General features: G+C 32.8%; 11 protein-coding genes. 7 read left to right on the top strand and 4 right to left on the bottom strand.

The window, feature by feature from the left end; translation table 11 throughout:
* From ligA to rlmD, 6 genes are read left to right on the top strand one after another with little or no spacing between them, the layout of a single operon-like run.
* Positions 1–2,022, top strand: a complete 2,022-nt coding sequence (gene ligA, locus H9L18_RS08900; RefSeq protein WP_126795517.1) for an NAD-dependent DNA ligase LigA — start codon at positions 1–3, stop codon at positions 2,020–2,022.
* Positions 2,023–2,075: 53 nt separating this feature from the next.
* Complete coding sequence (gatC, locus tag H9L18_RS08895; RefSeq protein WP_126795519.1) at positions 2,076–2,381, top strand: Asp-tRNA(Asn)/Glu-tRNA(Gln) amidotransferase subunit GatC; 306 nt, start codon at positions 2,076–2,078, stop codon at positions 2,379–2,381.
* Positions 2,381–3,850 carry an Asp-tRNA(Asn)/Glu-tRNA(Gln) amidotransferase subunit GatA gene (gene gatA, locus H9L18_RS08890; protein ID WP_126795521.1) on the top strand — a complete coding sequence of 490 codons (1,470 nt, stop codon included), beginning with the start codon at positions 2,381–2,383 and terminating at the stop codon, positions 3,848–3,850. Before gatC ends, gatA begins: the two co-directional genes overlap by 1 nt.
* Complete coding sequence (gene gatB, locus H9L18_RS08885) at positions 3,850–5,280, top strand: Asp-tRNA(Asn)/Glu-tRNA(Gln) amidotransferase subunit GatB (protein ID WP_126795523.1); 1,431 nt, start codon at positions 3,850–3,852, stop codon at positions 5,278–5,280. The genes gatA and gatB overlap by 1 nt, the downstream gene beginning before the upstream one ends.
* A gap of 23 nt (positions 5,281–5,303) precedes the next feature.
* A complete protein-coding gene (locus H9L18_RS08880) occupies positions 5,304–6,326 on the top strand; it encodes a diacylglycerol kinase (RefSeq protein ID WP_126795525.1) in 1,023 nt (340 codons plus the stop codon).
* Positions 6,327–6,344: 18 nt separating this feature from the next.
* Positions 6,345–7,721 (top strand): 23S rRNA (uracil(1939)-C(5))-methyltransferase RlmD, encoded by a 1,377-nt coding sequence (rlmD, locus tag H9L18_RS08875; RefSeq protein WP_126795527.1) that lies wholly within the window; start codon positions 6,345–6,347, stop codon positions 7,719–7,721.
* 35 nt (positions 7,722–7,756) lie between these two features.
* Here rlmD and H9L18_RS08870 read toward each other — a convergent pair whose 3' ends face one another.
* The gene (locus H9L18_RS08870; RefSeq protein ID WP_126795529.1) at positions 7,757–8,101 is read right to left on the bottom strand and encodes a winged helix-turn-helix transcriptional regulator; all 345 of its coding nucleotides are present in this window, start codon (positions 8,099–8,101) and stop codon (positions 7,757–7,759) included.
* A gap of 143 nt (positions 8,102–8,244) precedes the next feature.
* Here H9L18_RS08870 and H9L18_RS08865 point away from each other — a divergent pair, with 143 nt between their 5' ends.
* A complete protein-coding gene (locus H9L18_RS08865; RefSeq protein ID WP_126795531.1) occupies positions 8,245–8,874 on the top strand; it encodes an NAD(P)-dependent oxidoreductase in 630 nt (209 codons plus the stop codon).
* Between the two features lie 46 nt (positions 8,875–8,920).
* Here the strand turns inward: H9L18_RS08865 and H9L18_RS08860 are convergent, their stop codons facing one another.
* From H9L18_RS08860 to H9L18_RS08850, 3 genes are all read right to left on the bottom strand, one after another.
* On the bottom strand, positions 8,921–9,481 hold the full coding sequence (locus tag H9L18_RS08860; RefSeq protein ID WP_126795533.1) for a hypothetical protein: 561 nt from the start codon (positions 9,479–9,481) through the stop codon (positions 8,921–8,923).
* Positions 9,478–10,272, bottom strand: coding sequence for an FtsX-like permease family protein (locus tag H9L18_RS08855; RefSeq protein ID WP_185847519.1), 795 nt, complete (start codon positions 10,270–10,272; stop codon positions 9,478–9,480). Before H9L18_RS08855 ends, H9L18_RS08860 begins: the two co-directional genes overlap by 4 nt.
* A gap of 107 nt (positions 10,273–10,379) precedes the next feature.
* Positions 10,380–12,533 carry an LTA synthase family protein gene (locus H9L18_RS08850; RefSeq protein ID WP_246433272.1) on the bottom strand — a complete coding sequence of 718 codons (2,154 nt, stop codon included), beginning with the start codon at positions 12,531–12,533 and terminating at the stop codon, positions 10,380–10,382.
* Positions 12,534–12,692 lie beyond the last annotated feature (159 nt).

The raw sequence follows: 12,692 nt of genomic DNA, 5'->3' as shown, positions 1-12,692 counted from the left end.
TTGGATAAAAATCAAGCAAAGATAGAAATAGCAGCTTTGAATGAAACGTTGACTCAGTGGGCACATAGTTATTATGTAAAAGATATGCCAAGTGTAGAAGATTCAGAATATGATAAAGTGTACCATCAATTAGTTGAGTTAGAATCAGCTTTTCCAGAGTTAGTAACGTCTGATTCTATTACACAACGAATTGGTGGAGAAATCTTAAAAGGATTTAATAAAGTTGAACATGCTATTCCAATGATGAGTTTAAATAACGCTTTTAATAAAGGCGATTTGTTAGAGTTTGATAAACGAATTAAAAAATTAACAAGTATTCCAATTGAATACATGGTTGAATTAAAAATTGACGGATTAGCCATTAATTTGCGATATGAAGATGGGTTATTTGTTCAGGGAGCAACTAGAGGAGATGGGACAATTGGCGAGGATATTACTAAAAATTTAAAAACTGTTCAATCAATTCCATTGAAATTATCAGAACCTTTAACAATAGATGTTCGTGGTGAATGTTACATGCCTAAAAAATCATTCATTCAACTAAATGAATCTCGTGAAGCAAGTGGTGAAAATATTTTTGCTAACCCAAGAAATGCAGCCGCAGGAAGCTTACGCCAGTTAGACTCAAAAATTACGGCAAAGAGAAACTTAAGTACGTTTATTTATACAATTGCTGACACGGATAATTTTGCTGCTAACACGCAAAGCGATTCTCTTAATGTATTAGATGAATTAGGACTTAAAACTAACACTGAACGCAAATTATGCGATTCTATTGAAGAAGTTTGGGAATACATTGAAACATTCCTAGATAAAAGAACTGAGTTAGATTATGAAATTGATGGTATTGTGATTAAAGTAAACGACTTTTCAGCACAACAAGAGATTGGTTTCACTGTAAAAGCTCCTAGATGGGCAATTGCTTATAAGTTTCCGGCAGAAGAAGCTGAAACGATTATTCGAGATATTGAATGGACAGTTGGTAGAACAGGTGTTGTTACACCAACTGCAGTGATGGATCCAGTTAGATTGGCTGGGACAACTGTTTCAAGAGCAAGTCTTCATAATGTAGATTTAATTGAAGAAAAAGATATTCGTTTACTAGATTCTGTGATGATTCATAAAGCAGGAGATATCATTCCAGAGGTAACCAGAGTTTTAGTGGATAAAAGAGGCGCAGATAGTGTTCCTTACGTCTTTCCAACTCATTGTCCAACATGTGGCTCTGAGCTTGAGAGAATTGAATCTGAAGTTGCTTTAAGATGTATGAATCCGATGTGCCCTGCCTTAATTAAAGAAGGTCTTAATCACTTTGTTTCCAGAAATGCGATGAATATTGATGGATTAGGCCCTCGCGTGCTAGAGCAGATGTATGACAAAGGAATTATTAAAAACGTTGCTGACTTGTATTTTGTTACAGAGGAAGAATTACTGACTCTTGATAAAATTAAAGAAAAATCAGCTAATAATATCTTAACGGCTATTCAAAATAGCAAAGATAATTCATTGGAAAAATTATTATTTGGTTTAGGCATTCATCACGTTGGTGCTAAGGCAGCTAAATTGATTGCGGAAAAATTCAAAGAGTTAGATCACATCATAACAGCTGAAAAAGAAGAAATTAGTAGTATTGATACGATTGGCCCTGTTATTGCTGATAGTATTGAGAAGTATTTTGCTAATGATGAAGTTCATGAATTAATCGCAGAATTAAAACGTGCCAATTTAAACTTAACTTATCTAGGTAAAACGTCAGAAGACTTATCAGCAATTGATTCGCCATTTAAAGATAAGACAGTGGTTTTAACTGGAAAACTAACTCACTTTAACCGAAATGAAGCAAAAGAAAGAATTGAAGCTTTAGGTGGAAAAGTGACAGGAAGTGTTTCTAAAAAAACAGACATTGTTGTAGCAGGTGAAGAGGCTGGAAGTAAGTTAGAAAAAGCGTTAAAATTAGAAGTTGCTGTATGGAATGAAGAACAAATGGTATCAGCCATTGAAAATAGTACAAAAGTTGAATAGAATAGTATAATGTAAGAGATATGATTATTGGAAATTAAGGAGCGAAATATAATATGGCGATATCTAAAGAAGAAGTAAACCGCGTTGCAAACCTTTCAAAATTGTCATTTGATGATAGTGAATTAGAAATGTTCACTAAACAAATGGGAAATATTATTGAGATGGTAGAAGAATTGGAAAATGTTGATACAACAGGTGTTGCTTTTACATCTAGCGTAGCAGCTGAAATCACTGTTTTACGTGAAGACGTTGTAATTCAAGGTGAAACAAGAGATGAATTAATGAAAAATGTTCCAGAATCTAAAGATGGCTTTATTAAAGTTCCTGCGATTATGGATAATGGGGAGGCAGGAGCATAATGACTGAATTATATGAATTAAGCCTGAAAGAATTATCAACAAAAATTCAAGGGAAAGAAGTTTCTGTAGAAGAAGTTGTTAAAGACTCATTCAATAGAATTAAAGATACTGAAAGCCAAATTGATGCTTTCATTACATTAAATGAAGAAAAATCTTTAGAAATTGCTAAAGAATTAGATGAAAAAGGTCCAAATAGTGATAAACCATTAGCTGGTGTGCCAATTGGTATTAAAGATAATATCGTAACGAAAGATTTACTAACAACAGCTGCTAGTAAAATGTTATACAACTTTAACCCACCATATGATGCAACAGTTATGACAAAGGTTTATGATGCTGGCATGATTCCAGTTGGTAAATTAAACATGGATGAATTTGCAATGGGTTCATCAACTGAAACATCTTATTTCAAGAAAACTAAAAATGCATGGAGTGACAAAAAAGTTCCTGGAGGTTCTTCAGGTGGTTCAGCAGCCAGTGTTGCAGCTGGTCAAATTCCAGTCTCTTTAGGTAGTGATACAGGTGGAAGTATTCGCCAACCAGCATCATACAACGGGATTGTTGGACTAAAACCAACTTATGGCCGTATTTCTCGTTATGGTTTAATTGCTTTTGCTTCAAGTCTTGATCAAATTGGTCCAATGACTCGAACAGTAGAAGATAATGCAATGGTTTTAGGTGCTCTTAGTGGTCATGATGTTCATGATAGTACAAGTGCTAAAAGAGACGTACCTGACTTTACTTCTTTAATTGGAAAAGATATTAAAGGCATGAAAATTGGTGTACCAAAAGAATTTATGGGTGAAGGAGTAGACCCAGCAGTTCGCGCTTCTATTGAAGAATCTATTGAGACATTCCGTAAGTTAGGCGCTACTGTAGAAGAAGTTAGTTTGCCTCATTCAAAATATGGCGTACAAGTTTACTATATTATTGCCTCATCAGAAGCATCATCAAACTTACAACGTTTTGATGGTATTCGTTATGGCTATCGTTCAGAAGATATTACAAACTTAGAAGATGTTTATGTTAAATCTCGTTCAGAAGGATTTGGTGACGAAGTTAAACGTCGTATCATGTTAGGAACATTCTCATTAAGTTCAGGTTTCTATGATGCCCACTTTAAAAAAGCTGGACAAGTTAGGACGTTGATTATTGAAGATTTCAAAAAAGTATTCTCTGAATATGATTTAATCTTAGGACCTGTTTCTCCAACAATCGCTCATGATTTTGGAACAGACCAAGACAACCCAGTTACAGCATACATGAGAGATGTTTTAACAATTCCTGTTAACTTAGCTGGTCTTCCAGGAATGAGTTTACCATGTGGTTTTTCAGAAGGAATGCCAATTGGGCTACAATTAATTGGTAACTATTTTGAAGAAGAAAAAATGTATCAAGCAGCACATGCTTTTGAGAGTGCAACAGAGTTTCATAAAATGAAACCAGTTATTTTAGGAGGTAATGCTTAATGAATTTTGAAACAGTTATCGGATTAGAGGTTCACGTAGAGTTAAAAACTGACTCTAAGATCTTCTCATCTTCTGCAGCTCACTTTGGTGCAGATCCTAATACGAATACAAACGTTGTCGATTTTAGTATGCCAGGTGTTTTACCTGTTATGAATAAAAGAGCTTTAGAATATGGGATGAGAGCAGCGTTAGCTTTAAATTGTACTATTTCTCAATCAACTCATTTTGATCGTAAGAACTATTTCTATCCTGATAATCCAAAAGCTTATCAAATCTCTCAAGGAGATGAGCCAATTGGACATGATGGTTGGATTGAAATAGAAGTTGAAGGTAAAAAGAAAAAAATCGGTATTGAACGTGTCCATTTAGAAGAGGATGCAGGTAAAAATATCCATGGAACAGATGGCTATTCTTATGTGGATTTAAACCGTCAAGGAACACCTTTAATCGAAATTGTATCAGAAGCTGATATGCGCTCACCTGAAGAAGCTTATGCTTATTTAGAGGCGATTCGTTCAATTATTCAATTCTCAGGTGTTAGTGATGTGAAAATGGAAGAAGGTTCAATGCGTTGTGACGCTAACATTTCACTTCGCCCATATGGCCAAGAAGAATTTGGGACAAAAGCAGAACTTAAAAACTTAAACTCATTAAGTAACGTAAAAATGGGTCTAATCCATGAAGAAAAACGTCAAGCTAAAGTTTTACTTTCAGGTGGCGAAATCTTACAAGAAACAAGAAGATATGATGAAACAACAAAATCAACTATTCTAATGCGTGTTAAAGAAGGCATGAGTGATTACCGTTACTTCCCAGAACCAGATGTGCCTCATTTAGAAATTTCAGATGAGTGGGTAGAAGAGGTACGTCAAAGTATTCCTGAATTACCAGCAGCTCGTCGTGTGCGTTACGTTGAAGAGTTAGGTTTACCTGAATATGATGCGATGGTACTTACTTTATCAAGAGATATGTCAGACTTCTTCAATGCAACCCTAGAAGAAGGCGCTGATGCTAAACAAGCTTCAAACTGGTTAATGGGTGAAGTTTCAGCTTATTTAAACAGTGAAAAAATGGAGTTATTAGAAACTAAATTAACACCAAACAACTTAGCAGGTATGATTAATTTAATTGCAGATGGAACAATCAGTTCTAAGATTGCTAAAAAAGTGTTTAAAGAGTTAATTGAAAACGGTGGAGATGCAAAAGAAGTGGTTGAAGCAAAAGGTTTGGTTCAATTATCAGATCCAGCACAACTATTACCAGTTATTAACGAAATTCTTGATAACAATGAGCAATCTATTGAAGACTTTAAAAATGGTAAAGGAAGAGCCGTTGGTTTCTTAGTTGGTCAAATTATGAAAGCGACAAAAGGTAAGGCAAACCCAGGGGTTGTTAATAAACTATTGAACGAAGAATTATCAAAACGATAATCCTTCTAGATAAGGAGAAGGCCATGAAGGCACGACTAATTTATAATCCAACATCGGGTAAAGAATTACTTAAAAAAAATTTGGCAGACATTTTGAATGTGATGGAGCAAGCTGGCTATGAGTCCAGTGCTTATGCAACAACACCAGAACCTTTTTCAGCAAAAAAAGAAGCAGAACGCTGTGGTTTAGCTGATTTTGATTTAATTGTGGCAGCAGGAGGAGACGGTACCATTAATGAGGTTATTAATGGTATCGCTCCACTTGAAAACCGTCCAAAATTAGCTATCATTCCTGGAGGAACAACCAATGATTTTGCAAGAGCACTCCATATCCCAAGAGATAATGTAGTGAGTGCAGCAGAAGTAATCCTTAAAAATCAAACGATTAAATCAGATATTGGAAAAGCAAACGATACTTATTTTATGAATATTGGAGCAGGAGGATACTTAACAGAATTAACTTACGAAGTCCCTTCTCAGTTAAAAAGTGTGTTTGGTTACTTAGCTTATTTAGTTAAGGGCGCTGAAATGTTGCCACGAGTAAAACCAATTGATATGAAATTAGAGTATGATGACGGGGTTTATGAAGGAAAAGCATCTATGTTTTTCTTAGGTTTAACTAATTCGATTGGTGGATTCGAACAAATTGCACCTGATGCTCAATTAGATGATGGTAAGTTTTCATTAATAATTGTTAAAACAGCGAATGTAATTGAAATTATGCATTTAGTTGCTATGATGATTAATGGTGGAAAACATATCAATGATAACCGTTTAATCTATACAAAAACATCAAAACTTTATGCGGAACCAAAAGATAAAGATTTTAGAATGATGATCAATTTAGATGGTGAATACGGCGGAGATGCTCCAATGACATTCGAAAATCTAAAACAACATATTGAAATTTTTGCTAATCTAGATGATATTCCTGATTCAGCTGTTTCAGGGGACATGGAAGAAGCAACAGATCAATTTGTGAAAGAAGTAGAGCAATTAACAAACGAAGACATTGATGGTGACGGTCAAGTATCTGGGAACGATTAATAATAAAGGACGGACTATATGACAAAGAATAAAAGAGATTTACCAGTAGTAAAGAATGATAAAGTATGGGTAGTTATTGAAGACTTAACTCATGATGGACGTGGTGTTGGGAAAGTAGATTATTATCCAATTTTTATTGAAAATGCTATTCCAGGTGAAGAGGTTGAAGTGAGAGTTTTAAAAACAACGAAAAAATTTGCTTACGGTAAAGTACTACAATGGAAAACTAAAAGTGAAAATCGAGTGGATGATGTTGAATCAGATTGGATAAGAACAGGTATTGCACCTTTACATCACATGACTTATGAAGCTCAATTAGCTTTTAAACATGATCAAGTGGCAAAAGTTGTTAATCGTATTGGTGGATTTGAAGCCTTAGAAGTTAAAGAAACTAAAGGAATGGAGAATCCATCTAAGTATCGTAATAAAGCCCAAATCCCAGTTAGAAAAATCAATGATCGCCTTGAATTTGGTTTCTTTAGAAGAAATAGTCATGACTTAGTTCCAATAGAAGATTTTTACATTCAAGAACCTGAAATTGACGAAGCATTAATTGCGATTAAACCAATTTTAGAACGTTTCAATGTTAAACCTTATGATGAAGCTAATCAATCTGGTAACTTAAAAAATGTCGTGATCAGAAAAGGACATTATTCAAATCAGTTAATGATTGTACTTGTGACTAAAAAGAAAAAAGTCTTTAAGATTGGTGAAATCTGTAAAGCGATTGTTGAAGTTCTGCCTAACGTCACATCAATTATTCAAAGTATTCATACAGAAAATAATAATGTTATTTTAGGAAAAGAATTTGTAAGACTTTATGGAAATGAATTTATTGAAGATGACTTATTAGGTAATACTTATCAAATTTCGGCTAAATCTTTCTATCAAGTTAATACTGTACAAGCTGAAAAGTTATATCAAGAAGCAATTGATCGTGCTGATTTGAAAGCAACAGATATCGTAATTGATGCTTACTGTGGTATCGGAACAATTGGTTTATCTTTAGCGAAACAAGTGAAAAAGGTTTACGGCGTTGAAGTTGTCGAAGATGCTATCAATGATGCGAAGAAAAATGCTGAAATCAACAATATTGAAAATGTCGATTTTGAGGTAGGAAAAGCTGAAGTTATTTTTAACAAATGGTTAGACGAAGAAATTAAACCAAATGTTATTATTGTTGATCCACCGAGAAAAGGTTTATCTGAGAGCTTTATTGAAGCAAGTGTCAAGATGGAAGCTGAAAAAATTATTTATATTTCATGTGATCCTGCTACTTTTGCAAGAGATTTGAAATTATACAGTGATTTAGGCTATCAACCAGATTACGTTCAACCAGTTGATATGTTCCCACAAACATCTCACATCGAGTGTGTGACTGTTTTAAGTCGTTAATAAAGAGAAAAAAGGATTAGGAGCACTCATTGCTCTTAATCCTTTTTAGTATCTAACGTTTCAATATATTTTTCTCCCCATATCTCGATGCTATCTAGCACAGGTTTAAAAGATTCCCCTAGCTCACTTAAAGAATATTCAACTTTTGGAGGTACTTGATTATATACTTTTCGATTAATTAGATTATTCTCTTCAAGACTTCTTAATTGCTTTGTAAGTGTGGCTTGTGTAATTGGAGAAAGTCTTCTTTCTAATTCTTTAAAACGAAGAGTTTGTCCATCTAAGTGGTGTAAAATTAGAATAGCCCATTTACCTGCAAGAATTTTTTGTGTGGTGAAATAGGGACAAACACCAAATAAATCAGTTGTTTCTACTGTCATTTTCCTTATCATCCTCAATACTATCTTTTTAGATAGTTACTATTAAAAAAGAACGTACTTGTTTTTTTGTGTGTAGCTAATATAATTATACCAAGAAACAAAATAAATTCAATTAAAGAAAAGAATAGTGGAGGAAACACGTCATGAAAATAGCGGTTATTGGAGCAAATGGTAAATCAGGTCAATTAATTGTGGATGAATTAATCAACAGAAAAATTGACACAACAGCGGTTGTAAGACAAACGAATAAAACAAAGGCTGAAAAAGTTATTCAAAAAGATATTTTTGATTTAACGAAAGAAGACTTAAACGGTTTTGATGTTGTTATTGATGCTTTTGGTGTCTGGGAAGAAGATAAACTATCTCAACATGTAACAACATTACAACATTTAGCGGATAAACTATCAGGTGAAAAAACTCGTTTGTTAGTAGTAGGTGGAGCAGGAAGTTTATATATGGACTCTGATCATGATAAACAGTTAATGGATACGGAAGGATTCCCAGACATGTTTAAACCATTAGCTTCAAACATGAAACAAGGACTAGATGACATTAGAAAAAGAAAGGATGTATTATGGACTTACGTTAGCCCAGCTGCTGATTTTCAAGCTGAGGGAGTTAGAACTGGAGAATATTTGTTAGGCGGAGAAGAGTTCACGTTGAATCAGTCAGGTGTCAGTCAAATTAGTTATGCTGACTATGCCATTGCGATGGTTGATGAAGCTTTAAATGGTAATCATATTCAAAAACGAATTTCAGTTAATTCAAAATAAAGAAAAAAAGATGTGATAAAAGTTAAAAACTTTAAATCACATCTTTTTAATTTAAATGATATAAATGATCTAATAAAACACATTGATCATAGTAATTAGATTTTGCTAAATCAACATTAGGTGTCACTATAAGAGCGGTTGCTTGATTTAATTTAGTATATGATTTCAAAATAGGCATTAAATTTAGCAAGAAAACGCTTGTGTCATTTTTACTATTATAAGTATCAAAAATAATGATATTTTGCTTAAGAATTAAAGCCCGTATGATTTGAAAAATCATTTGATCATAATCGGATAGACTGCTTGATATTTGTTTTAAACACTTTGGATCTAGTCTAAATGTCAGAATAGCATCATCTAATTCAAGTAAAAATTCTTTTTGTTGTTTTTTTGACATACCCAGTAAGATATTATCTTCAACTGTTAAGAAAGGGAGCATACTATTTTTACGTCCCATAATAGCATAAAAATTAGCTGTATCAACACTATCAAAAAAAGATAAAATATCTTTTCTTTTATCTTTTACATCTTGTTCTAAAACAATTGTCAGTTTGTCAGTAATTAAATCTGAAATAGCAGAGTTTTTATTTTTTTTAAAGTGCATCATGCCGGTAAATTCCTCCTATAAGATAATAGCGTTACATGACTATAAAATCCTATTAAAGCTCCGATAATAGCACTCAGGCTAAGTATGAGCATGTTGAGTAGAAAATCTGAAAATGTTTGTCTAAAAGAAGTTTCAGCAGAGTTAACTTCAAATAAAGAAATTCTATTATAAGGTAAAATTGCATTATTTGGTTTTGATTCTGATAACGCTTTGCCTTTTTTATGATTAGTTAAATCAGATAATTCTTCTGTTTGAGTAAAAACAAGAGTTGGTTGGTCAAAATATTTATCAACAAATTTACGATTTATAGTAATACTCTCTGATACAAATTGACTGTGAAATAGTACTAAAAGTAATAAAATTGAAGAAAAACCTACAACAACTGGTATCAATAATTCAAGTAGTAAGTGTTTTAGTATTTGTCCTTTTGTAATGCCAATATAGTACATTGAGTTAATTTCTTCTTTTCTAACATGGGCTGCATAAGTACTTAATAAAAAGAATATCATAATAGAGCCGATAATAAGTAAAACAAATAACTTTTGATAAAGAGTCATAACAAAGTCATTACTATCAACCAATTGTTCATTTAGAGTGCTTTCTACTTGAGGTAGCGCATTTTTAATTTGGTCCCATTTACCAAGTATATACCTTAAAGCAATACTTTGGGTTAAAACAAGTTGGGATAAGAGTGTAAAAGCAAAGAGAAGTAGAGCAAAAAAAAGTGTATAAATGATTGTTAATTTTTTATGATATTTTGCTGCTACAATAGATTGTCTTATAGTCGTCATCATCTCAACCTCCAATATATAAAAATTATACCTATTAGTTGTGAAAAAAATATGAATAATACAAAATAAAAAAAAGACTTTAGTCCGAAAACTAAAGTCTTTTATCATTATTTTTTGTCAGCTTCAGAAGAAGAAGAGTTGGTACTGTTTTTACTATCTTCAGTTCCGTAATATTCTTGATAGGTTTTAGTTTCATACATGTCTTGTGTCGATTTGTTGCCATGTTTTGAATAAACACTAGTTGATTTATTACCTTTTTCTTTTTCGATAGCTTCTAATTTTTCAAGACCATTCTTATAATCATAATCTTCTGGTTTAACAGGTTCTAAGCCACTTTCAGTGTAGAATCTTAGTAAATCACCGTTAGTTAAAGCGTCAGACATATTTAACTGTGTACTTGCTTTATCTCTTGCAATTTCTACTTCACTTGCTTGATCATCTGTTAGAGTTTCTAACAACTCACCAGTTTCATTTAAGTAAACTGATTGTCCAATGACAGTATATTTAGGAGTAACAAAAGTTCCATTTCTAAAGGCTACAACTTGATCGTTTCCTTTAGAGAATAAATCTTGACCTAATTGAATATATTTAGATGAGTCTACTCCGAGTAAATGTAGAAGAGTAGGTAAGATATCAATTTGTCCACCATAAGTATCTGAAATTTTACCTTTATTTTGACCAGGTACATGGAACATTACAGGTACACGTTGCATTTGAGCATCATCGAAGTCGTTCCAATCATCTTTTGATTTTCCTACTAATTCAGCTAAATATTTATTTCTTGAATTTGAGATACCATAATGGTCTCCGTACATAACAATGATTGAATTTTCATAAAGACCACTTTTCTTCAGATAATTGAAGAATTCTTCAACAGCTTTATCTAAGTAGTTGGCTGTTGCAAAATAACCATTAATAGTTGGATCTGGTGTTTTCGCTAATGGGAAACCAGCATCGCCATCTTTAAATTGAGAATAAGGATAGTGGTTTGTTACAGCGATAAATTTAGAATAGAACGGCTGTTGCATATGTTCTAAATACTTAACTGATTGTTCCATAAATGGTTTATCATGTAATCCATATTGGAAAGAGTTATTTTCGTTTACATCATAATAGCTTGCATCAAAGAAATAGTTGTATCCTAAATGTTTATAAGTTTCATTTCTATTCCAGAAGGCACCACCATTACCATGGAAGACCGCACTTGTGTATCCAGCTTCTTGTTCTAAAATAGCAGGAGCTGCTTGAAAAGTATTTTTATCACCTAATTGAGTGAATAATGGTCCTTGTCCTAAACCAAAGAATGAATTTTCTAACATTGTTTCAGCATCACTTGTTTTACCAGAGCCAACTTGATGGAAGGCATTACTGAAACTAAATGTTTCATTTGAATGATATAAGCTGTTAATGAAAGGCGTTACTTCATGTTCGACACCATTTTCATCTTTTAATTTATAGTCCACTAAGAATTGTTGGAAACTTTCTAAATGGATATAGATAACATTTTTTCCTTTAGCAACACCAAACATATCTTTATTTGGTTCTGTTTGATGATCTTTAACATAATTTTGAACATCAACTAAATCATTTTCACTTGCTTGAGCGCGACGTTGATTAGCGTTATAAGTTTGAACACCATCATAAACGGTAAATACGTTCATCCCTAAGTACTTAACAATATGGTCACGAGAAAAAGTTCTCTTTAATAATTCTGGTCTATCCATTTCAGCTAAAGTTAAGTTAGCTGAGAAAAGAAAAACAGAGAAACAAGTAATAGCAAGAGCTGTTCTTGCTTTTATTGGTCGTTCGTCAAGTTTGATTTTCTTAAAAATAAGTAATAAAGATAGGATAATCAAATCAATCCAGTATAAAACATCATATGGACGGAACATGCGTAGGGCACTTTCTCCAAGCCCTGATGATACTTTACCAGCACCTAACATTGTATTTACTGTAATAAAATCAGTAAATTCTCGGTAGTAAATAACATTTGAGAATAGTAGTAATGTTGTTAATGCCGAAATAATGATTAATGCTGTATAAGCTCTTTTTGGATTCTTAACATATAAAGCTGCTGAGAATAAAAAGACTGTTGTAGCAATTGGACTCAAGAAGAGAATGAAGTACTGAAAAGGACTTTCAATTCCTAAGTTAAAATCTACTAAGTAAGCCATAATGTTTTTTATCCAAAAAAGAACAGCTAGTAAGGTAAAGAACCCGAGCCTCGTATTTAGTAAATTTTTATAGTAATTATGTTTCACAATTAAACTTCCTTTCTTACATCCCAACCCGTGTAAAGTAAACTTACTTTTTTTATTAAACACTCCCTAATATTTTACCTTTATGAAATGAGTGTGTCAAATAGATTCCTATGGATTAATTAAAAATTAAGACTTAAGTCCGATATAAAAAAATGTGGA

The sequence above is a fragment of the Vagococcus carniphilus genome (assembly GCF_014397115.1).
Classification (GTDB): domain Bacteria; phylum Bacillota; class Bacilli; order Lactobacillales; family Vagococcaceae; genus Vagococcus; species Vagococcus carniphilus.
The sequence above is the reverse complement of the archived record's forward strand: the minus strand, read 5'-3'. Positions and strand labels throughout refer to the sequence as shown.